General features: G+C 69.3%; 18 protein-coding genes and 2 pseudogenes. 4 read left to right on the plus strand and 16 right to left on the minus strand.

Going from position 1 to position 21524, the window contains the following annotated elements:
• Positions 1-25: 25 nt before the first annotated feature.
• The 7 genes and pseudogenes from ACXMYJ_RS03070 to rpsB all read right to left on the minus strand — a co-directional run bounded on the left by ACXMYJ_RS03070 (position 26) and on the right by rpsB (position 7539).
• A complete protein-coding gene (locus ACXMYJ_RS03070) occupies positions 26-727 on the minus strand; it encodes an ABC transporter ATP-binding protein (RefSeq protein WP_260751492.1) in 702 nt (233 codons plus the stop codon).
• 2 nt (positions 728-729) lie between these two features.
• Positions 730-1299, minus strand: coding sequence for an FtsX-like permease family protein (locus tag ACXMYJ_RS03075; protein WP_260751491.1), 570 nt, complete (start codon positions 1297-1299; stop codon positions 730-732).
• Positions 1296-2471 (minus strand): annotated as a pseudogene (locus ACXMYJ_RS03080) (FtsX-like permease family protein). Before ACXMYJ_RS03080 ends, ACXMYJ_RS03075 begins: the two are co-directional and overlap by 4 nt.
• Before the next feature lie 125 nt (positions 2472-2596).
• Positions 2597-4003 carry an amidase gene (locus tag ACXMYJ_RS03085; RefSeq protein WP_460353895.1) on the minus strand — a complete coding sequence of 469 codons (1407 nt, stop codon included), beginning with the start codon at positions 4001-4003 and terminating at the stop codon, positions 2597-2599.
• 52 nt (positions 4004-4055) lie between these two features.
• Entirely contained in the window at positions 4056-5543 is a 1488-nt protein-coding gene (locus tag ACXMYJ_RS03090; RefSeq protein ID WP_260751489.1) for a sugar transferase, read from the minus strand.
• Positions 5544-5857: 314 nt separating this feature from the next.
• Complete coding sequence (gene tsf / locus ACXMYJ_RS03095) at positions 5858-6673, minus strand: translation elongation factor Ts (protein ID WP_260751488.1); 816 nt, start codon at positions 6671-6673, stop codon at positions 5858-5860.
• A 29-nt stretch (positions 6674-6702) separates the two neighbouring features.
• Complete coding sequence (gene rpsB, locus ACXMYJ_RS03100) at positions 6703-7539, minus strand: 30S ribosomal protein S2 (RefSeq protein WP_260751487.1); 837 nt, start codon at positions 7537-7539, stop codon at positions 6703-6705.
• Between the two features lie 307 nt (positions 7540-7846).
• On the opposite strand from rpsB, the gene ACXMYJ_RS03105 reads away from it, so the two are divergent.
• Positions 7847-8347: a M23 family metallopeptidase gene (locus ACXMYJ_RS03105; RefSeq protein WP_260751486.1), complete on the plus strand. Its 501-nt coding sequence runs from the start codon at positions 7847-7849 to the stop codon at positions 8345-8347.
• A 45-nt stretch (positions 8348-8392) separates the two neighbouring features.
• Here the strand turns inward: ACXMYJ_RS03105 and ACXMYJ_RS03110 are convergent, their stop codons facing one another.
• From ACXMYJ_RS03110 to ACXMYJ_RS03140, 7 genes and pseudogenes are all read right to left on the minus strand, one after another.
• Positions 8393-9295 (minus strand): tyrosine recombinase XerC, encoded by a 903-nt coding sequence (locus ACXMYJ_RS03110; protein ID WP_460354080.1) that lies wholly within the window; start codon positions 9293-9295, stop codon positions 8393-8395.
• Positions 9296-9363: 68 nt separating this feature from the next.
• Positions 9364-10524 carry a lactate 2-monooxygenase gene (locus tag ACXMYJ_RS03115; protein ID WP_260751485.1) on the minus strand — a complete coding sequence of 387 codons (1161 nt, stop codon included), beginning with the start codon at positions 10522-10524 and terminating at the stop codon, positions 9364-9366.
• A 70-nt stretch (positions 10525-10594) separates the two neighbouring features.
• Positions 10595-11440, minus strand: coding sequence for a siderophore-interacting protein (locus tag ACXMYJ_RS03120; protein WP_260751484.1), 846 nt, complete (start codon positions 11438-11440; stop codon positions 10595-10597).
• 173 nt (positions 11441-11613) lie between these two features.
• Positions 11614-11925, minus strand: a complete 312-nt coding sequence (locus ACXMYJ_RS03125) for a hypothetical protein (RefSeq protein ID WP_460353900.1) — start codon at positions 11923-11925, stop codon at positions 11614-11616.
• Between the two features lie 107 nt (positions 11926-12032).
• Positions 12033-13154 (minus strand): annotated as a pseudogene (dprA, locus tag ACXMYJ_RS03130) (DNA-processing protein DprA).
• Positions 13154-14665, minus strand: a complete 1512-nt coding sequence (locus tag ACXMYJ_RS03135; protein ID WP_460353903.1) for a YifB family Mg chelatase-like AAA ATPase — start codon at positions 14663-14665, stop codon at positions 13154-13156. The pseudogene dprA and the gene ACXMYJ_RS03135 overlap by 1 nt, the downstream one beginning before the upstream one ends.
• Positions 14665-15030, minus strand: coding sequence for a YraN family protein (locus ACXMYJ_RS03140; protein WP_460353906.1), 366 nt, complete (start codon positions 15028-15030; stop codon positions 14665-14667). The genes ACXMYJ_RS03135 and ACXMYJ_RS03140 overlap by 1 nt, the downstream gene beginning before the upstream one ends.
• 194 nt (positions 15031-15224) lie before the next feature.
• Here ACXMYJ_RS03140 and aqpZ point away from each other — a divergent pair, with 194 nt between their 5' ends.
• From aqpZ to ACXMYJ_RS03155, 3 genes are all read left to right on the plus strand, one after another.
• Positions 15225-16013, plus strand: coding sequence for an aquaporin Z (gene aqpZ, locus ACXMYJ_RS03145; RefSeq protein ID WP_460353909.1), 789 nt, complete (start codon positions 15225-15227; stop codon positions 16011-16013).
• A gap of 126 nt (positions 16014-16139) precedes the next feature.
• The gene (locus ACXMYJ_RS03150) at positions 16140-16991 is read left to right on the plus strand and encodes a DUF1206 domain-containing protein (protein ID WP_260751480.1); all 852 of its coding nucleotides are present in this window, start codon (positions 16140-16142) and stop codon (positions 16989-16991) included.
• 41 nt (positions 16992-17032) lie between these two features.
• On the plus strand, positions 17033-19528 hold the full coding sequence (locus ACXMYJ_RS03155) for an AMP-binding protein (protein ID WP_460353913.1): 2496 nt from the start codon (positions 17033-17035) through the stop codon (positions 19526-19528).
• Here the strand turns inward: ACXMYJ_RS03155 and ACXMYJ_RS03160 are convergent.
• Both ACXMYJ_RS03160 and ACXMYJ_RS03165 read right to left on the minus strand, forming a co-directional pair.
• Positions 19488-20309, minus strand: coding sequence for an acyl-CoA thioesterase (locus ACXMYJ_RS03160; protein WP_460353915.1), 822 nt, complete (start codon positions 20307-20309; stop codon positions 19488-19490). The two genes, ACXMYJ_RS03155 and ACXMYJ_RS03160, sit on opposite strands and share 41 nt — an antisense overlap.
• Entirely contained in the window at positions 20306-21514 is a 1209-nt protein-coding gene (locus tag ACXMYJ_RS03165) for a CoA transferase (protein WP_460353917.1), read from the minus strand. Before ACXMYJ_RS03165 ends, ACXMYJ_RS03160 begins: the two co-directional genes overlap by 4 nt.
• Positions 21515-21524: the final 10 nt, after the last annotated feature.

Consider the following 21524-nt stretch of genomic DNA (forward strand, 5'->3'; position numbering starts at 1 on the left):
TGTGCTCTCCCACTGGGATTCTCGTTCAGTTGACGATCTGTCCGTCTTTCATCCGGACGACACGGCTCGCTTCGTCGGCCACCGTGGGGTCGTGGGTACTCGCGACCACGGTCACGCCGAGGGTCGAGCACAGGTCGCGCAGCATCCGCACCACCGTCTCGCCGGTGCGGTGATCGAGATTGGCGGTGGGTTCGTCGGCCAGCACCAGCTTGGGGTTGCTGATCAGCGAGCGGGCGATCGCGGTGCGCTGCTGTTCCCCGCCCGACATCTTGGTGGGCTGATGGTTGATGCGATGTCCGAGCCCGACCAGCTCCAGAAGCTCGATGGCGCGGGTACGCAGCGCTTTGCGGTCATAGGGCTCGAACATCAGTGGCAGCTCGACGTTCTCGACGGCCGACAGGAACGGGATCAGGTTGTAGCTCTGGAAGATGAACCCGATCGTGTCGTGGCGCAGGGCCGCGTACTGGCTCTCGGTCAGCGTCGCGGTGTCTTGACCGGCGATGCGCACGGTGCCCTTGGTGGGCCGGTCCAGACCGCCGATGATGTTGAGCAGCGTGGACTTTCCGCTGCCGCTGGGTCCCATCAGGCACACGAACTCACCGGGTGTCACCGTCAGGTCGGCGGCCTTGAGCGCCTTGACGACCTCGTCGCCGAGTTTGTGCAGCTTCCACACGTCGGCGATCTCGATCACCGGTGCGGCGCCGGTGGTCTCCTCGAGAGCGGTCACGGTCAGCCTCCTGAGGCCAGGGAGCGGATCGGCGGCCGCGACGCCGCCTTCCAGGTGGGCACGATGCTGGTGGCCAGCGCGGCCACGACGCTGACCAGGACCGCGACCGCGGCCCCGACGGCCAGACCCGGGTAGGAGACCCCGGTCGCGACGACGCCCAGCAGCGCCAGCACGATCCCGGCCGCGACCGCCAGGGCGGCACCGGCCAGCGCGCCGAGTACGGCGGCGGTCACCGGCTCGACGAGCAGCGCGGCCACCACCGGCCCGCGCCGCACACCGTTGGCGGCCAGCACACCGAGTTCGCGGGTGCGGTGGGCAACGGTCCTGGTGGTCGCCACGGCGACCTCGGCGATACCGACGAGAAGGACGGCGATGGCGATCAGCACCACGGCACGAGCGATTTCGTCGGCATGTCCGAGCGAGGCCGATTGGGCGCGGATGCCGTCGGACATCGCGAAGACCAGCACGACCAAGAACGCGCCGGTGGCCGTCGTGACGGCGGGCAGCACCAGTTCCTGCGCCCGCCGGCGGGTCGCCAGCCAGCCGTATGCCAGACCTCTGCGGGTGCTCATCGGTCCCCCAGCAGCGCGACCGGCCGTTGTTGCAACAGGCGGTGGACCGGGACCAGCGCGCCGACGATCGCCATGGCCGGTAGGAACATCGCGGTCAACGCCGCGCCCTGCAGCCAGGACCCCAACGACGAGATCTCCGGAATCACCACCGCGACAACAGCACCGGCGGTCACGACGCCGACGACGTACGCGGTGAGGAAGATGAGTGCCGACTCGACGAGAAAGAAGTACAGCACCTCGTCGGCGAGGCCGATGCTCGACATGATCCCGAACTCGCGTCGCCGTTCGGTCACCGCGCCCAGGAACGACGACACCGCGATCACGAAACCCAGCCCCAGCCCGACGGTCGAGATCAGTCCGAGCGTCGATCCGGTAACCTTGCCCGAGAACAGCGCGGAGTACTTCTGTTCGAACGTCAGGGGTCCGGAGCCGCCGACGGTGTCGTAGATCAGCCCCGCTCCGGCGGGATCCGGTGCCACCGCTGGATCCGGCGTCGCCGGAAGACCCACCGCCGCGCCGAAGATCTGGGCGAGATCACGGCGTTGCTGCTGGCCCTCGGGCGCCCACACCGTCCACCAGCCGTGGTCACCGATCACGGACCGCGCCACCGAGGTCGGGACCGTCAGCGACTGCCCGGTGCCGTCGATCGAAACTGCCAGTTGTCGGGTGCCGACGGTGATACGGTCGCCGTAGGAGAGCGAAAGACGCTCTGCTGCAGCCCCTCCCAGCAGAGCGTCACCGGTGGGGACATCATCTGCGCCGCGCAGCGCTACGGTGTGACCGCCGAGTTGGATGACGCCGGATACCGTGCGCGTCGCGGTCCAGCCGTCGGGTAGGGCGATGGCCGGGGGCGGTCCGTCGGCGACCAGCGCCTCCGCGGCGGGGTCGAAGTGCACGCCCGCGGCGGGCACCACCCAGAGTTGTGCTCCGCCAAGCACTTCGGCGACCGAAGCTTCACCGGTGGTGGCGAATCCGGCGGAGACGGTGCGCACCACCGTCACTCATGCGATGGCCAGCGCGATGCCGAGCACCGAGAGCACGAAGCGCTCCGGGCGGCGTGCGACATTGGCCAGCGCGAACCGGATCAGGCACATGAACGTGCTTGCTGACCCGGTGGGGAGCTGCGGCGATCGCACTGCGGTCGGCGCTGCACCGGCCTGACTGGTCTCCACGAGAAGCGATGGTGCGAGCCGAACGTTTCGCGCACCGCGCTGCGCAGTGTCGGGGTTGTTAACAGCACCCCGGTGCCGTTACGGCGTCGTGTCGTCGCCGCAACGGATTTCGCCGGTGGGGCCGGTCAATCCTGGATCCGACGCCAGGGTTGCGCCTCTTCGAGCTCGAACGCCAGCCGCAGCAGGCGGGCCTCCTCTCCCACACCGGCGGAGAACATCATGCCGACGGGGAGCCCGTCCTCGGACTGCGCCAGCGGCAACGAGATTGCCGGCTCGCCGGTGGCGTTCTGCAGCGGGGTGAACGCCACCCAGTCGACGAGCCGGTCGATGATCTGCCGGTACGGCGCGGTCGGGTCGAGATGCCCGACGCGCGGCGGCACGTCGGCCAGGGTCGGCATCAGCACCACGTCGTAGCTCGCGTGCAGTCGCGACGTGACGCGGCGGACCCGGGCCAGCCGCGCGATCGCGGTCGGCAACCGGTGCAGATTGCGGGCGGCGTGCTGCTCGAGGCCCAGCGACAGGTTGTCGAGGCGACTGCGGTCGAAGGTCGGACCGAAGCTGCGCCGGCCGCCACGCACGAGGGCGAACGCCAGGAACGACCAGTAGAGCAGGAAGTCGTCCATGAACCGCTGCGGCACCGGGTTGTCGATGACGGTGATGCGGTGGCCGAGGGACTCCAGAAGGGCCGCCGTCTTGAGGGTGAGTTCGCTGACCTCGGGCCCGGCTTCACGTGCGATGGACTGCGTGCACACCGCGATGCTCAGGCGCCGCGGGTCGGGTCCGGCGACGTCGCCGATCCTCGGCAGCTTCGGGTTCATCACGACCTTCTCCATCTCGCGGTAGAAGGCCGCGGTGTCGCGCACCGACCGCGTCACCACGCCGTTGGCCACGATGCGCAACGGCATCTGACGCATTTCCTTGTCCAACGGCAGCCGGCCGCGGGACGGCTTGAGCCCTACCAGCCCGTTGCACGAGGCCGGGATACGGACGGAGCCGCCGCCGTCGTTGGCGTGCGCGATCGGCACCACACCGGCGGCGACGAACGCCGCGGATCCGGAGGACGAGGCGCCGGCGGTGTGGTCGGTGTGCCACGGGTTGCGCACCGCCCCCAGTCGGGGGTGCTCGGCGGCGGCACTGAATCCGAACTCCGACATGCGGGTCCGCCCGAGGGGTACCAAACCGGTGGCCAGGTACGCGGCGGCGAAGTCACCGTGGTCGGGGGCGGGCACCGGATCCCAGGCGTCGGTGCCGTTCATCGTGGGCATTCCGGCGACGGCCACGTTGTCCTTGACGAAAGACGGCACGCCGTCGAAGAACCCGCCGTGGGGGCGATGCGCCCGGCCGCGGGCCCTGGCCCGGTCGTAAGCCTCGTAGGCGAGACCGTTCAGAGCGGGGTTGACCTTCTCGGTGCGGGCGATGGCGGCCTCGAAGAGTTCGCCGGCGGACACCGCCCCGCGCTTGAGTGCGTCGACCAGGCCGACGGCATCGGAGTCACCCAGGGCGTCGTCGCCGAACGCGTGCACACGATCCATGGCCGAACGGTACCAAAGCGTACCGAGTGGGACGGGATGTTCGCCGCGGCCGTCACTCCGCGCGGCGCAGCACCGCTCCCACGGTCATCGCCAGGACCTTCCAGTCCAGCCACAGCGACCAGTTCTCGATGTAGAAGTTGTCCCATTCGGCGCGGTCGGCGATCGAGGTCTGCCCGCGGAGGCCATGCACCTGCGCCCAGCCGGTGATACCGGCCTTGACCCGGTGCCGATCGCCATAGCGCGCGATCTGGATGTTGAACAGGTCGACGTACTCGGGTCGTTCCGGCCGCGGTCCGACCAGGCTCATCTCGCCCTTGATGACGTTGATCAACTGAGGCAGTTCGTCCAGCGACGTGGCCCGCATGATCTTGCCGATCGCGGTGCGCCGATCCTCCCCCTCGACACCGCCGGGCGCCGAATCCGGGTTCAGCGTGAACGCGGCATCGGATTCCCTGGGCGGGCGCATCGAACGGAACTTCAGGCATCTGAACACCCGGCCGTCGCGGCCGACCCGAGGCTGACCGAAAAAGATCGGCCCCGGGGAGCTCAACCGCACCAGCAGCATCAGGGTGAGGAACAGCGGCGAGATCGCGACGAGGCCCAGTGTGGCGACCACGCGATCGGACACGTGCTTGGCCACGAACTGCCAGCTTCGCGGATCGGTGCGTGGCGCGGCGATCAGCGGCAGGCCACCGATGTGGTCGATGCGGGCGTGCACGCCGATGGTGTCGAAGATCCGCGGCACGATCCAGACCGCCACCCCACGGTCGTGCGCGATGCGGACCGCCGCGGACAGCGCCTCGTCGCGGGTGCGGGAGAACGCGACGACCATGCATTCGGCGCCGGTGAGGGTGATCGCCTCATCGAGGCGGTCCAGCTTGCCTAGATACGGGATGCTCGACGGCTTGTCCCTGTCGATCCCCATCGACGGCGCCTCGTCGTCGACCAGTCCGACGGGCCTCAAGCCGTACTCCGGGGTGACGTCGAGCCGGTCGACGACCTTGGCGGCGATGCGCCCGTTGCCCACGATCAGGGTGGGCGCGGTGAGGATGTTGCGCCGGAACAGCCGGCGCCTGATCGAGAAGCGCAGCAGCCTGCCGAGGGGCACCAGGATGGCCGCGCACATCCAGATCCGGGCCACAGCTCCGCTGCGAGATCCCTCGATGGTGGTGTTGAGAACGAGACCGGACAGCAACAGCATCGCGGCGAGCGCCGTGACCGCCTGGATCGTGGGCAGCTCGTCCAGAAAGGTGCGCTGCAGGGAGCGCTGGTAAAGGCCACGGATCGCGCTCATCGCGACGATCGTCGGTGCGAAGAACCATAGCATCCAGATCGGAGGACCTTGCACGTCCGCGTGGGTGGCCCACGTCATTCCGACGGCCACCGAAATCGACCCGGTCGTCAGGTCGACCAGCGGACCTACAACCGACTCCCAGGCCTTGCGCAGACGTAACTGTCCGAAGTCGACTTCTTCGTCGACCGCATAATCTTCCCCGACATCGCTGTTTGCCGTGCGGCGGGACTCAACGGTGTCGGTCACCGCGGACCATGGCGGTTTTGCCCGGCGAACATGCAGTGAGGTTAACTCTGAACCGCCAGATTCTGGCAAAAATTGAGCCTTGACGCGGCCATCAATTGGCAACCGGGTTAGCTGTAGGTTTTGCTGCGTGTAATGATCTTGATCGGCGGCAAAGACTGGGGAAGCCCGACTGGCGCACGTGGGCGATGTTGCGCCGGTTGCGTCAGGTACAGCAAACAACCCGGGCCGGAGCGGCATTCCGTGCGTCGCACTCCTGGCACCAAGCACAAGGCCCCCGAGACGTGGTCTCGGGGGCCTTGGCGGATGTCAGCGGGTCAGGCCTGACCGACCTCGAAACGGACGAAGCGCGTCACAGTGACGCCGGCTTCGTCGAGCAGGGCCTTGACCGACTTCTTGTTGTCGGACACCGACGGCTGGTCGAGCAGCACGACGTCCTTGTAGAACCCGGTGACGCGACCTTCGACGATCTTGGGCAGCGCCTGCTCGGGCTTGCCCTCGTTGCGGGCGGTCTCCTCGGCGATGCGCCGCTCGTTGGCGACGATGTCCTCGGGCACGTCCTCACGGGTGAGGTACTTGGCCTTCAGCGCGGCGATCTGCAGTGCGACCGCGTGCGCGGCCGACTTGTCGTCACCGGTGTACTCGACCAGCACACCCACAGCGGGCGGCAGGTCGGCGGCGCGCTTGTGCAGATACGTCTCGACCGTGCCGTCGAAGTAGGTGGCACGGCGAAGCTCCAGCTTCTCACCGATCTTGGCCGACAGGTCCGCGATGGCCTGTTCGACGGTGGTGTCTCCGAGCTTGACGGCCTTGAGGGCCTCCACGTCGCCCGCCTTGGCCCCGGCGGCCGCGGCGACGACCTGGTCGGCCAGCGCCTGGAACTCGCTGTTCTTCGCGACGAAGTCCGTCTCGGAGTTCAGCTCGATCAGCGCGCCGTCCTTGGCGGCGACCAGGCCCTCGGCGGTGGCGCGTTCGGCCCGCTTGCCGACGTCCTTGGCGCCCTTGATGCGCAACAGCTCGACGGCCTTGTCGAAGTCGCCCTCGGCCTCGACCAGCGCGTTCTTCGAATCCAGCATGCCGGCACCGGTCAGCTCCCGGAGGCGCTTGACGTCGGCGGCGGTGTAGTTAGCCATAGGTGTCTTTCCTTAAAAGGCGTCGCGAATTAGGAGGACTGCTCGGGCGCGGCGGCCTCGCCGGCCGCCGCCTCGGGTGCGGCGGTGGTGGCACCGGCAAGGAGCTCCTGCTCCCACTCGGCCAGCGGCTCGGCGGCCACCCCTTCTTGGCCGGCGGCCTGCTTGTCCGAACCGGCGCCGGCACGAGCCTGCAGGCCCTCGGCGACCGCGGAGGCGATCACCCTGGTCAGCAGCGCGGCCGAGCGGATGGCGTCGTCGTTGCCCGGGATCGGGTAGTCGACGAGATCCGGGTCGCAGTTGGTGTCGAGGATCGCGATGACCGGGATGCCCAGCTTGCGGGCCTCACCGACGGCGATGTGCTCCTTGTTGGTGTCCACGACCCACACGGCGCTGGGCACCTTCTGCATGTCGCGAATACCGCCGAGGCTGCGCTCGAGCTTGTTCTTCTCGCGGGTCAGCATCAGGATTTCCTTCTTGGTGCGACCCTCGAACCCACCGGTCTGCTCCATGGCCTCGAGTTCCTTGAGGCGCTGCAGACGCTTGTGCACGGTGGAGAAGTTGGTGAGCATGCCGCCCAGCCAGCGCTGGTTCACGTACGGCATGCCGACGCGAGTCGCCTCCTCGGCGATGGATTCCTGGGCCTGCTTCTTGGTGCCGACGAACATGATCGAACCGCCGTGCGCGACCGTCTCCTTGACGAACTCGTACGCCTTGTCGATGTAGGTCAGCGTCTGCTGCAGGTCGATGATGTAGATGCCGTTGCGGTCGGTGAAGATGAACCGCTTCATCTTGGGGTTCCAGCGACGGGTCTGGTGCCCGAAGTGTGCGCCGCTGTCGAGCAGCTGCTTCATGGTTACAACAGCCATAATCGGCCATACCTCTTTGGTTGTCGGTTGTCGTCCGGCATCGGGTGAGCCGAACCCTGGCGACTGCTTCGATGCCGGACCCGCTTTCGAGGAGAACCCCGGGGGCGGGACCGCCCGGCATACGAGGTAACGAACCGGTGGGTTCGTGCCACAGACGCGCGAAGTCAGCCCGCGCAAACGAGCTGCGGGTAGGAGTTTACACGCTCGGAGCAGGTGCTTTTACCACCCAGCGGCGCTACGGCCGGTGATCCACAGGTTCGAATTCTCCGACTTCATCTTTCTCGCGACACTCCGCTGAACTGGGAAGATGCGAATCAACGGGGTGGCCGGCGGGGTCGCCGTGGTCGTCGGGCTGCTCTGTGCGCCGTCGGCCGCGGCCGACGAGGGCCGGCTCGGGTGGCCGCTGCAGCCGCGTCCGGCGGTGGTCCGAACGTTCGACGCTCCGTCGCCGAACTGGCAGCGCGGGCACCGCGGGGTTGATCTGGCCGCTTCCGCCGGGCAGCCGGTGTATGCGGCGGCGGCGGGCACGGTCGTCTTCGCCGGTGAGCTCGCGGGCCGGCCGCTGGTGTCGATCGCCCACCCGGGCGGGCTGCGCACCAGCTACGAACCCGTCGATCCCGCCGTGAGGCAGGGCCAGACGGTGGCACAGGGCTCCGCGCTCGGTGTGCTCGTCGCAGGGCATCCGGGGTGTGCCGCAGCCACCTGCCTGCACTGGGGCGCGATGTGGGGGCCGGCGGCGCGCGCCGACTATGTCGATCCGCTGGGGCTGGTGGCCACCACACCGATACGGCTGAAACCGGTGCGCTGAGCATTTCAGGCGAACACTGCTGCGGCGCAAACGGATCGGGCTCACCTATGCGCGCGGATGGGCCTGATCGTGCACGGCACGCAGCCGCGCGACGGTGACGTGGGTGTAGAGCTGGGTGGTGGCCAGCGTCGAGTGGCCCAGCATCTCCTGCACGACGCGCAGGTCGGCACCGCCCTCGAGCAGATGGGTCGCGGCGCTGTGCCGCAACCCGTGCGGCCCGATGTCGGGTGCGCCGTCCACCGCGGCCATCGTCTGGTGCACCACGGTCCGGGCCTGGCGGGGGTCGAGGCGTCCACCTCGGGCACCGAGCAGCAGTGCGGGCCCGGAGCCGGCGGTGACCAGTTCGGGACGACCGTAGGTCAGCCAGGAGGTCAGCGCGGCGTGTGCCGGTTCCCCGTACGGCACGGTGCGCTGCTTGTTGCCCTTGCCCAGTACCCGCACCAGCCGCCGCGACGTGTCGACGTCGTCGATGTCCAGCCCGCAGAGTTCGCTGACGCGGATCCCGGTGGCGTAGAGCAGCTCGACGATGAGGCGATCGCGCAACGCGAGCGGATCCCCCTGCTCCGCACCGGAGGTCGCGGCCTCCATCGCGTCGCGGGCCTGATCCTGGCGCAGCACCGCGGGCAGCGTGCGGTGCGCCTTGGGCACCTGCAGCCGGACCGCCGGATCCTCGGTCAGCAGTCCGCGCCGCACCGCCCAGGCCGTGAACGTCTTGACCGCAGAGGTGCGGCGGGCCAGCGTCGAGCGGGCCGCGCCCGCGCTCGCCTGCGCCGCCAACCAGGATCGCAGGACCGGCAGGGTGATCGCCCCTGGTCCCGCCCCGGGGCGGCGTTCGTCCACGAAGTCGAACAGCGAGCGCAGATCGCCGAGGTAGGCGCGGCGGGTGTGGTCGGAGCGCCCGCGTTCCAGCGCGAGGTATTCGTCGAACTCGTCGAGGTAGGCCTCGATGGCCGGGTCGCTGCGCTCCTGACCGCCGGTCTGCACGCCCCTACCGTGGCAGAACCCCGTCCGGGGTTTCAGAGGACGCGCCGCACCGTGTCCGGAGTGAGATCCGCCAGGCTGCGATAGCCGTCGACGGCCATGATCAGATCGGTCTCGGCCAGCAGCGACCGCAGCACATGCACGAGCCCGTCCTCACCGCCACCTGCCAGACCGTAGGCATAGGGCCTGCCGACCCCGACGGCGGTGGCGCCGAGGGCGAGTGCCTTGACGATGTCGGCACCGCTGCGGATCCCCGAGTCGAACAGGACCGGCAGGCCGTCGGCGGCCGCCACCACCCCGGGCAGGCAGTCCAGTGCCGGCAGTCCCCCGTTGGCCTGACGTCCGCCGTGGGTCGAGCAGTAGATCCCGTCGACGCCGGCGTCCTTGGCGCGGCGCACGTCGTCGGGATGACACAAGCCCTTGAGCACCAGCGGCAGGTCGGTGAGTGAGCGCAGCCAGGGCAGGTCGTCCCACGTGAGCGGATTGCCGAACAGCCCAACCCATTTGAGGACGGCGGCCTGCATGTTCTCCTCCGGCGGCTGGGCCAGGGAGGCCCGGAAGACGGGGTCGCTGGTGTAGTTGGCCAGGCAGCGCCCGCGCAGCTGCGGGAAGTTCGACATCGCAAGGTCGCGCGGTCGCCAGCCCGGGATCCAGGTGTCGAGGGTGACGATGATCGCCTTGTAGCCGGCGGCTTCGGCGCGGTGCACCAGGCTGGCGGCCAGGTCCCGGTCGGTCGGGGTGTACAGCTGGAAGAAGCCCGGGGTGTCGCCGAACTCTGCGGCGACATCCTCCAGCGGGTCCTCGGTGAGCGTGGAGACGGTCATCGGGACCCCCGTGCGCGCCGCGGCACGGGCGGTCGCCAGATCGCCGTGGCCCGTCTGCGAGCAGATGCCGATGACGCCGATCGGCGCCATGAACAGCGGCGACGGCAGCCGCATCCCGAACAGGTCGACGGTGAGGTCACGTTCGGTGGCACCGACGAGCATCCGCGGGATCAGTCCCCAGCGGTCGAACGCGGTGCGGTTGGCGCGCTGGGTCTGTTCGTCCCCGGCCCCGCCGACGACGTAGGACCAGACAGATGGCGGCATCGCCGACTCGGCTTTGGCCTCCCATCCGGCGTAGTCCATCGGGAAATTGGGCAGAATGCCGGACAGGCCCTGCAGATAGATCTCGAGCTGGTAGTTGCCGAAGGTCATGGGGCTAAGCGTGCCATCGACGTGCCAGCCCGACGGTCATCGGGCTGTGCCAGCGTTGGTTCGGCGCGCCCTACGTCGACTCGGCCTCGGCGAGCTCGCGCTTCCACTGCCGGAACGTCTCCTCGGTGCGGCCGCGCCGCCAGTACCCCGAGATCGAGGACGCCCACTTGGGCTCGACCCCGCGTTCCTTGCGGATATAGGGCCGCAGGTTGTGCATCACCGCCTGAGCCTCACCGTGGATGAAGACCTGCACCTGCCCCGGCAACCACGGCGTCTCCTTGACTGCTGCGATCAACGGGGCGTGGTCGCCCGCCACGTCGTCGAAGACCAGATCCGCGCGGCCGCCGCGATAGATCCATGACACGTCGACGCCGGGGGGCGCGTTCAATTCGATCTCGTCTTCCGGACCGGCGACCTCGATGAACACCTTGCCGATCGCATCGTCGGGCAAGGCTTCCAGCGCGACGCTGATCGCCGGTATCGCCGACTCGTCGCCGGCGAACAAATGCCAGTCGGCGGCAGGATCAGGGGCGTAGGCGCCGCTAGGTCCCATCACGAACAAGCGCTGCCCCGGCGCGGCTGATGCCGCCCACGGACCGGCGACGCCGTGTTCGCCGTGCACGACGAAGTCGATGGTGAGCTCCCGCCGTTCGGTGTCGGCGCGGCGAACGGTGTAGGTCCGCACGGTGGGCCGCCGTTCGGGCGGCAGCGCGTTGAAACTGTCCTGCGTCAGAGGCTGCGCGAGTTGCGAGGCGTCGACGTCGTCGGCGACGAACACCAATTTGACGTAGGAGTCCGTGTACTGGCTCGGCGTGAACGTATCGAAGCCGTTGCCGCCGAGTACAACTCGCACGATATGAGGGCCCAGTTGCTCGGTGCGTACCACCTCGAAGGTGTGCACGGGACGTCCTGCCACTTCACTTCCTTTGCTACTCAGCTGTCCTTGACGACTATACGAGCGGAAGCCGCCGCGCAGCGGCCTCCCCGGCCGGGCACTTACCCGCTACGTGACCGCCGATGCCAGCGCCGCCAGTTTCGCGTCGAGTTCGCGGGACGCGGCCGACAGCTCCGGATTCGGTGTGACCACCATCAGCGACGACGGTTGCACGTAGATGAGGCTGCTGCGGCCCGCGGGCTCGTCGGTGATGAGCAGTTCGTGGTGATCCAGCCGCCGTGGTCCAGCGTCGCGAACAGCATGAACCCGTGCGGCCCGGCGTGCGGTGCGACGCGTGCACGGTAGTCGGCCCAGTCGGTCGATGCCGCGGCGATGCCCTCGATTCTCACGGGTTCCTCGCCGACGTCGGTCTTCAGCGCCCGCACCAGGTCGTCGAACGTCTTGCCGCTGTCGTACCGGATTCGCACACCCTGAAACGGGATCCGTTGCGGCACAACATCGGACATGATCTTTCTTATAGCGCGCGTCGCCGGCATCACCTGGACATCGGCGGCCGATGCGCTCACCCCTGGCTCCACGCCGGCGGCCGATGATTTCATTTCCCGAGGCCGCCTCAGGTCAATCGCCACTGGCCGTCCTCACACTCGACGAGGCCGTCGATCTCCATGAGCGCCAGCGGCCCCAGCACCTGCTCGGGCGCCACCCCGGCACTGACGGCGATCTCGTCGACGGTGCGCACGCCGCGCCGCGGCAACGCCTCGTAAACCTGGCGCTGCACCTCGCTCAAGTGGTCCAACGGCGTGACCGGATGCTCCAGATCGGGGGCGAACTCGCCGATGTGTCCCATCACCTCGACGATCTCCGGCGCGCGCGTCACCAGCACGGTGTGTTCCCGCCGCAGCAACTCGTGACAGCCCGCCGACGCGGTCGAGGTCACCGGCCCCGGAACCACACACACCCGCCGGCCCAGCGACCTGGCCCAGGCCGCGGTGTTGGCCGCCCCGCTGCGCAGCCCCGCCTCGACCACCACCGTCGCACCCGTCAGCGCGGCCACCAGCCGGTTACGCGTCAGGAACCGGTGCCGCGCAGGGCGCACACCCGGCGGATACTCGCTGACCACGAGGCCGTTACGCGCGATGCGATGCAACAGCGCCGAATGCCCGGCCGGATACGGCACATCCACACCGCACGCCAGCACCGCCACGGTCTGGCCGTCCGACCCGAGCGCCGCGCGGTGCGCCGCGCCGTCGATGCCGTAGGCACCGCCGGATACCACCGCGACGTCACGCTCGACCAATCCTGCGGCGAAGTCCGCGGCGACGTACTCGCCGTAGGCCGTCGCCGCGCGTGTCCCGACGACCGCGACGCTCCGTTCAGTGAGGTCCGCCAAATGTGCAGGGCCCAGCACCCACAGCGCGAGCGGCGCCAGACCCTGCGGCCGCTCGGTGCGGTCGACGCCGGCGAACGAACGGAATGCCAGGGTCGGCCACTCCTAGTCGCCGGCGGTCAGCAGCCGCCCGCCCATCCGGTCCAGAGTCTCCAGATCTGTTGCCGCGCAATCGACGGCGTGTCTGGCTTCGGTGGCCCCCAGCAGGTCGCCCCCGACGGCGCGGCGGCGGACGCGCTCGGCGGCCGCGACCGCCCCCTCCTCGGACACCAGCTCGGCCAGCGCCTGATTGGGCGGTTCGGCCACCCTCGACAGATAGGCCCACGCCCGGCGTGTGGTCTCGTCCATCAGAACCCCCGTCCCTGACGGAAACTCATCGCAGTGGCGACGTCGTCGAGGTTCGGTGTGGTGCGACCTGCCAGATCGCACAATGTCCACGCGACGCGCATCGCCCGGTCCATGCCGCGGATACTCATGGTTCCGCGGTCCACCGCCGCGCGCAGCGGCTTCATCGCCTGCGGGCTCAGCCGGAACCGGCGCCGCAGCAGAGCTCCGCTGACCTCGGCATTCGTAGTGATCCCGTGTGGCCGCCAACGGTCCTCGGCCGCAGCCCGTGCCGCCCAGACACGCTGCCGGACAACCGAAGTCGTCTCCGCTTCCTGATCGGTGAACGTCCCCTCCCGCGACGCGTGCATCTCCACCCGCAGATCCACCCGGTCGACCAACGGCCCGGACAGCTTGCTGCGGTAGCGTCGCTTCTCGGCCACCCCGCAGATGCAGTCGCGGGGATCCGGCGGCGCGCACGGGCAGATGTTCGCGGCCAGGACCAACTGGAAGCGGCATCGGTAGCACGCCACGCCGTCGCGCCGGGCCAGCCGGATCTCGCCGTCCTCCAACGGGGTTCGCAGCGCCTCCAGCACCGCCGAGTTGATCTCGGCGAACTCGTCGAGGAACAGCACTCCGCGGTGGGCCCGGCTGACCGCGCCGGGGCGCGCCATCCCCGAGCCGCCGCCGACGAGCGCGGCGACACTGGTGGTGTGGTGTGGGGCCACAAAGGGCGGCCGGGTGATCAACGGCGCGTCACCGGCCAGCAGACCCGCCACCGAGTGGATCGCGGTGACCTCGAGTGACTCGGCATCCGACAGCGGCGGCAACAGTCCCGGAAGCCGCTGCGCCAGCATGGTTTTCCCGACCCCGGGCGGGCCGGTCATCAACAGGTTGTGAGCGCCCGCTGCGGCCACCTCGACCGCATAGCGCGCCTGGGTCTGCCCGATCACATCGGCGAGGTCGGGCACCTGCTCGGCCATCTGCGGTATCTGCTCGACCGGCCGCTCCAGATCCGCTGTGCCGGCCAGCCACGCGTGCAGCTGCCGCAGGGTGCCCACGCCCCACACCTCGATTCCGTCGACGAGGCTCGCCTCGGCCACATTGGCCATCGGCACCACCGCCGCCGGCCAGCCCTGTCGCTGGGCGGCCAGCACCGCGGGCAGCACGCCGTTGATCGGGCGCACCCGCCCGTCCAATGCCAGCTCGCCGAGCAGCACCGTCTTCTCCAGCCGCGGCCAGGACTTCTTCTGGTCGGCCGACAACACCGCCGCAGCCAGCGCGATGTCGTAGACCGAACCCATCTTCGGCAACGTCGCCGGTGACAACCCCAGCGTCAGCCGCGCCATCGGCCACTCGAAGCCGCAGTTGCTGATCGCCGCGCGGACCCGGTCACGCGACTCCCGCAGCGCGGCGTCGGCCAGACCGACCAGATACACCCCGGGCAGGCCCGAGGAGATGTCAGCCTCGATCTCCACGATCTCGCCCTCGACCCCGCGCACCGCCACCGAGAACGCCCGGCCCAGCGTCCCCATCACCCCACCGCCTTCACATGGGTGAGCTCCGGGGTGCGCCGGCGCCCGACCCGCACGGTGATCACGTCGACCCGCACCGCAGCCCAGCGCTCGCTCTGGGTGGCCAGCCACAGCCCGGCCAGTCTCCGCAACCGGCGCACCTTGGCCGGGGACACCGCCTGCGCGACCCCGCCGAAGTGCTCAGTGGTGCGGGTCTTCACCTCGACGAACACCACCACACGGCCGTCCGCGGCGATGACGTCCAATTCCCCGTAGCGGCAGCGCCAATTACGCGCCAGCACCCGCAACCCCAAAGCCTGCAGGTACTCCACCGCGAGCTGTTCCCCCAGCGCCCCGATCTCGGCGCGGCTTTCTGTTCCGGTCATACAGCCACCGTTGTCGATGGCGCCGACAGAACCGCCGACCCATCCCCAGACCCGAATCGATCCCCAGAATGCGACAGTTGTGGGAACCCACAGTTTCTGTGAGAGGACAGATCTGGCATATCCGGCTCGCCGCCACCACGCGAGTGTCACGCTGGTGACACCGAGGTCGTCTCTGGGGAAGATGCGGTGGCACCATGCGCGATCCCACACTTTTTCATCGTCTTGCAGCCGAGTTCATCGGAACGTTCTGGCTGGTTCTCGGTGGATGCGGCAGCGCGGTGTTCGCCGCGAAGTTCCAGAGCGACGACGGCTTCCCGTTGGGTATCGGGTTCGCAGGAGTGGCGCTGGCATTCGGCCTCACCGTGCTCACCGGTGTGTACGCGTTCGGCACGATCTCCGGCGGGCATTTCAACCCCGCGGTGACGCTGGGCGCAGCCCTGGCGCGACGGGTGGAATGGAAGGCACTGCCGTCCTACTGGATCGCGCAGGTTCTCGGGGGTCTGCTCGCCGGCCTGGTGATCTTCGTGGTCGCGCGCGGCCGAGCCGGCTGGACGGCGACCGGCAACATGGCCGCCAACGGATACGGCGCCCACTCCCCCGGCGGCTACACACTGTGGGCGGTGCTCCTCGCCGAGGTCGTTCTGACCTTCATGTTCCTGCTGGTGATCCTCGGCGCCACCGATGATCGCGCGCCCAAGGGATTCGCCGGACTGGCGATCGGCCTGACGCTCACACTCATCCACCTCATTTCCATCCCGATTTCGAACACCTCGGTCAACCCGGCGCGCTCGACCGGCGTCGCCTTCTTCAACGGCGACGGCGCACCCGCGCAGTTGTGGGTGTTCTGGCTGGCTCCTCTGATCGGCGCCGCGATCGCCGGGCTGGCCTACCCGTTCCTGTTCGGCCACCGGGAAGAACTGGCCGACCGCCCGGTGCGCACCGACTCATTGGATGTCGACCTGGAAGTCGACGACACCCGCTGACTCTCGGCGGGCTCTGCGGACGATCGCTACGCTCCGCTGACGCCGGACGCCCGTCTTCGGGAACGTCGTTTCACCGGCGTCAAATCGGGGGATCCCGGGACCATCAGTCGACCAGGAGGACCTCCGATGGGCACCCGACCTTCTGCAGCGTCGCTGCACCGCTCCGCCCACGGCGCCGCCGACCGCGCCACCGACAGCGGAGCGTTCGAGTATCTAGCCCGGGCGGGTTTCGCCGCCAGCGGTGTGTTGCACCTGCTGGTCGGCTTCATCATCGCCCGGCTGGCGTTCGTCGGCGGCGGGTCTCCTCAGGGCAACGCCGACCAGTCCGGTGCGCTAGCCACGCTGGCCCACCAGACCGGCGGCACCGTCATCCTGTGGGCGGCGGCGGCGGGACTGGTGGCTCTGGGGTTGTGGCGCGTCGCGGAGGCCGTGATCGGCGCCAAACCGGGTGAGAGTTCCGGGCGCCGGGGCGACAACCCGGCATGGAAACGGGGCAAGGCTCTGGCGCTGGCCGCGGTGAACTTCGCGATCGCGTTCTCGGCCGCCCGCTACGCGATGGGCTCCGGCCAGTCCAGCACCCAGCAGAACGCCGGTATGTCCGCGCAGCTGATGCAGTCCGGGTGGGGCAAGGCCGTGCTGATCGCCGTCGGCGTCGGCGTCGCCGCGGTCGGCGCCTACCACGTGTACAAGGGCGTATCAGAGAAATTCCTGGACGACCTGCGCGTCTCGGGTGGCACGGCGGTCACCGCGATCGGCATCACCGGATACGTGGCCAAGGGTCTGGTCCTGGCCGGTGCCGGTCTGCTCGTCGTGATCGCGACCCTGCAGGCCGATCCGTCCAAAGCCACCGGCCTGGACGCCGCGGTCAAGACGCTGGGTCAGGCGCCGTTCGGCAAAGTACTGCTGATCGCCGCGGCGCTGGGTATCGCCGCGTTCGGTGTATACAGCTTCATCAGGAGCCGGTACAGCCGGATGTGATGGCTGGGGCCCCGAGGTGAGGTGAGGGTATCTTCACTCGGGTGGACAGGCTGGTCGACCATCTGCGCGGTCACGGTGACCGTCCCGCGCTGTTCACCGTCGACCAGCAGCTCAGCTACCGCGAGCTCGCACAACGGGTCGACGACTGCGCGCAGACGCTGGGACCGCGTCGTCGGCTGATCCTGCTGGAAACCAGGAACGACGTCACCGCGCTGGTCCGCTACCTCGGTGCGCTGGCGGGCGGACACGTCGTACTGCCCGTCCCCGCCGGGCGCGACCACAGCGACATGATCGCCACCTATCAGCCCGACGTGGTCATGAACACCGCAGGCGTTCACGTCCACTCCGAGGCGGCCCATACACTGCACGACGACCTCGCGCTGGTGATGTCCACGTCGGGCAGCACCGGCTCTCCCAAGCTGGTCCGGCTGTCGCGCACCAACCTGCTCGCCAATGCCAGGTCGATCGCCCAATATCTGCAGATCCGCCAAACCGACCGCGCCGCAACCACCTTGCCGATGTCGTACTGCTACGGCCTGTCGGTCATCCACAGCCATCTGCTCATCGGCGCGGCGCTGATCCTGACCGAGAAGTCGGTGACCGACGACTGTTTCTGGGAGTTGTTCCACGGCCGACGCGGCACCACCTTCGCCGGCGTCCCATACACCTTCGAACTGCTCGACCGAATCGGCTTCGAGTCCCTTCACCTGCCGGATCTGCGCTACGTCACCCAGGCCGGCGGCCGGATGGCCCCCGAGCGGGTCCGCAGATACGCAGCCCTCGCCGACCGGCAGGGTTGGGAGCTGTACGTGATGTACGGGGCCACCGAAGCCACGGCCCGCATGGCCTACCTACCCCCCGATCTCGCCCGAACGCGCAGCACCGCGATCGGGCGCCCGATCCCGGGTGGGTCGTTTGCCCTCGAACCCGTCGACGAGTGGCCCGAGCCCGGCGCCGGCGAGCTGGTGTACCGGGGCGCCAACGTGATGATGGGCTACGCCCATCACCCGGCCGACCTCGCCCGCGGCCCGGAACTCGACGCACTGCGCACCGGTGACATCGCCCGCCGGGGCGCCGACGGGTTGTACGAGGTGATCGGCCGCAGAAGCCGGTTCGTGAAGATGTACGGTCTGCGCCTCGACCTCCAGCAGCTCGAGGACACGCTGGGCGACGCCGGGGTGCGCGCGCTGTGCACCGACAACGGCGACCGCCTCGCCGTGGTGGCCACCGCCGACCACGACGCGGACGAGGTGCGACGCATTGCGGCCGGCGCGGCCGGGGTACCGGCGGGCGCCGTCGACGTCGCCTGCGTGCGCGAACTGCCCACCTTGCCGACCGGCAAGCCCGACTACCGCGCCGCCCGGGCGCTGACCGCGCGCGCTCCCCGCCCGGCGCAGCACGACGGTGACCTGCGGCGGCTCTTCGCCGACGTACTGCATCTCGACCCGGACACGATCGACGACCACGCCAGCTTCGTCGATCTCGGTGGCAACTCTCTGAGCTACGTCACCATGTCGGTACGGCTGGAGCGCACCCTCGGTCGGCTGCCCGCCGACTGGCAGCGACTGTCGCTTCGCGAACTGCAGAACCTGCCCGCGCCGCGACGGCCACGGTGGCAGGTGTGGGCCGGCACGCTGGAGACCAGCGTGGCGCTGCGCGCCGTGGCGATCCTGCTGATCGTCGGTTCGCACGCCGAACTTTTCGAGCTGTGGGGCGGCGCGCACATCCTCCTCGGCGTCGCCGGCTACAACTTCGGCCGGTTCTGCCTGACGCCGCTACCACGCACCACCCGCATCAGGCACCTGCGCGCCACGATCGCGTGGGTCGCGGTCCCGGCGATGCTGTGGGTGGCGTTCACGCTCGCCGTCACCGATGACTATCACGCGTCGAACCTGTTGCTGGCCAACAAATTCCTCGGGCCGCACGACAGCATGACCGCCGGGCGGCTGTGGTTCGTCGAAGTGCTGGTGTGGACGCTGATCGCGCTGGCCGCGCTGTTCTGGATACCGGCCGCCGACCGCCTGGAACGCCGCCATCCATTCGCCGTCGCGATGGCGTTCCTGGCATTGGGAATGCTGCTGCGTTACGGCGTTCTCGACGGCGACACCAGAGACGCCTGGTTCACGATGTTGGCGTTCTGGTTCTTCGCGGCGGGATGGGCCGCCGCGAAGGCCTCCACCGCGTGGCAGCGCGCCGCCGTCACCGCGGTGCTGTTGGCCGGCATGATCGGCTACTTCGACGACCCACTCCGCCAGTTCCTGGTGTTCACCGGTCTGGCGCTGTTGATCTGGCTGCCCGCGGTCCGCTGCCCGTCGGGTGTCGCCGTGGTGGCCGGTGTCATCGCCGAAGCGTCGCTGTACACCTATCTGACGCACTACCAGATCTATCCGCTGTTCGGCAGCCACGAACTGGTCGGCGTCGTCGCCTCGGTCGTCGTGGGTGTCACGGTGTCCGCGGCGGTCACCCTGGCCCGGCAGCGGTGGCATGAGCGCAGACTCAGCCGGCCGGGTCCGGCGCGGGCTCCCGCTCTGCGATGAGTCCCTCCTGAACGAGGGTCGCCGCGACGATGCCGTCGGCGCCGATGAGGCTGGCAGTCACCACGCCGCGGCCCCGGGCGGCGGCCGGTGACCGGCACTCGAGCAGGTTCCATTGGTCGGCACGCAGCTCCCGGTGGAACCACACCGACGAATCGGTGGTGCCGCTGCGGTGGGTGCGCGCCCGCATCGAATGGCCGTGGACCTGCAGGGCGGGATCGATCAGGTACACATCGGTGACGTAGACGGCGACGAGCGTGTGCAGGAACGGCTCGTCGGGCAGGTCGACAGTGGTCCGCCACCACAGCCGCCGGACGAAGTCCTCGCCGGTGCCGGAGTCGACGAAGCGGAGGTCGAGTTCGTCCAGCGGCATCGACGGCGCCGGCCCGGCCGGCCCGGTCTTCGGCAGCGTGCCGGGATCCACGTCCGGCCGTATCCTGCGGCCGTGTTCGGGACCGGGCAGCGCGGCCGCGAAAGACACCGTGGCCGTGGTTAGCAGCCGCCCGTTCTGCGCGGAGTCGATCCGCCGCGATGCAGCGGTACGGCCGTCGTGAACCTTCGCCACCCGGTAGTCGACCGGTTCACCGGCCTCGCCGCCGCGCAGGAACTGCAGGTGCATCGCCGTCGGCGCCTTCGCGGGGTCCACGGTGCGGGCGGCCGCCGCGAGGCTCTGCGCCACCAGCTGTCCCCCGTAGGCGCGTTTTCCCGCCGGACCGCCGGCACGACCCCGCCAGGTGTCGGGCCCGCTCGCGGTGACGTCGAGCAACTCGCGCAGCACGCTCACGCGACGGTGCCCGACCCGTACAGGTCGTCGATCTGGCCGCGGTCCATGGCCAACCAGTCCCCCAGTACCGCGGCGGTGTCGTCGCCGAGTGCCGGGGCGGGCACAGCGCGCGGATAGGCGCCGTCGATCGACACCGGGAGACCGGCCGCCAGGTAACGGCCCACCCGCGGCTGATCGAGCTCGGTGAACAGCGGGTTGTGGGTCACCCGGGGATCGGCGGCGGTCTCACCGAAGGTCTGGTAGCGCTCCCACAGCACCGAAGTCGTCGACAGCGCGGTCGCGATCTCGGCGCCGGTGCGGGCGCTGAACCACTCGGCGAACAACGCGCTCAACGGTTCCCGGTGCCGGTACCGCTCACCCTCGTCGGAGAAGTCGGCCCCCAGCGAATCTGCGAGCGCGGCAACGGCTTCGGTGGTCCCGGTCAGGGAGGTCAGGTCACGGAAGTGCCGGCCGGTCAGCGCGACGACCATGTAGGAGACTCCGTCGCTGCTGGTGAAGTTCTGCCCGTAGGTGCCGTAGACGGCGTTGCCGATGCGTTGGCGCGAGGTGCCGTTGATCATCGCCTCGGTGAGCAGGCTGAGGTTGCCCGCGGTCGCCAGCGCGACGTTCTCCAGCGGGATGCTGACCTGCTGGCCGCGCCCGGTGGCGTCGCGGTGGCGCAACGCAGTGAGCACCGAGAGTGCCGCGTAGAGACCGCAGCTCACGTCCCACGCCGGAAGCACGTGATTGACCGGGGTGCTCAGCTCCGCGGGACCGGTCACCAACGGGAACCCGATGGCGGCGTTCACCGTGTAGTCGACTCCGGTGCCGCCGTCGTGGCGCCCGGACACCTCGACATGGATCAGGTCGGGGCGCACCCTGGCCAGGGTCTCGTAGGAATGCCATTGCCGCCCAGCGACATTGGTGATGAACACGCCGGCATCGGCGACCAGGCGGGTGACCAGTTCCTGCCCGTCCTCGGAGCGCATGTCCACGGCCAGCGACCGCTTGCCCTTGTTCAGGCCGGCCCAGTAGATGCTGTCGCCGGATTCGGTGAGCGGCCAGCGGCGGTAGTCCGCAGCCCCGCCGACCGGATCGACGCGCAGCACCTCGGCGCCGAGCTGAGCCAGGGTCATCCCCGCCAACGGGACTGCCACGAAGCTCGAGATCTCGACGACCCGTACTCCGGCCAGCGGCCGCGCCGGGTCGGGCGCTGATTCGGTCATCCGCTCAAGC

Source organism: Mycobacterium sp. ZZG (genome assembly GCF_054786995.1).

Coding starts and splice junctions, on each gene's coding strand:
- ACXMYJ_RS03075 (WP_260751491.1), bottom strand. CDS start 1,299: ATGAGCACCCGCAGAGGTCTGGCATACGGCTGGCTGGCGACCCGCCGG.
- ACXMYJ_RS03085 (WP_460353895.1), bottom strand. CDS start 4,003: ATGGATCGTGTGCACGCGTTCGGCGACGACGCCCTGGGTGACTCCGAT.
- tsf (WP_260751488.1), bottom strand. CDS start 6,673: ATGGCTAACTACACCGCCGCCGACGTCAAGCGCCTCCGGGAGCTGACC.
- rpsB (WP_260751487.1), bottom strand. CDS start 7,539: ATGGCTGTTGTAACCATGAAGCAGCTGCTCGACAGCGGCGCACACTTC.
- ACXMYJ_RS03105 (WP_260751486.1), top strand. CDS start 7,847: ATGCGAATCAACGGGGTGGCCGGCGGGGTCGCCGTGGTCGTCGGGCTG.
- ACXMYJ_RS03115 (WP_260751485.1), bottom strand. CDS start 10,524: ATGACCTTCGGCAACTACCAGCTCGAGATCTATCTGCAGGGCCTGTCC.
- ACXMYJ_RS03125 (WP_460353900.1), bottom strand. CDS start 11,925: ATGTCCGATGTTGTGCCGCAACGGATCCCGTTTCAGGGTGTGCGAATC.
- ACXMYJ_RS03135 (WP_460353903.1), bottom strand. CDS start 14,665: ATGGGGACGCTGGGCCGGGCGTTCTCGGTGGCGGTGCGCGGGGTCGAG.
- ACXMYJ_RS03140 (WP_460353906.1), bottom strand. CDS start 15,030: ATGACCGGAACAGAAAGCCGCGCCGAGATCGGGGCGCTGGGGGAACAG.
- aqpZ (WP_460353909.1), top strand. CDS start 15,225: ATGCGCGATCCCACACTTTTTCATCGTCTTGCAGCCGAGTTCATCGGA.
- ACXMYJ_RS03150 (WP_260751480.1), top strand. CDS start 16,140: ATGGGCACCCGACCTTCTGCAGCGTCGCTGCACCGCTCCGCCCACGGC.
- ACXMYJ_RS03165 (WP_460353917.1), bottom strand. CDS start 21,514: ATGACCGAATCAGCGCCCGACCCGGCGCGGCCGCTGGCCGGAGTACGG.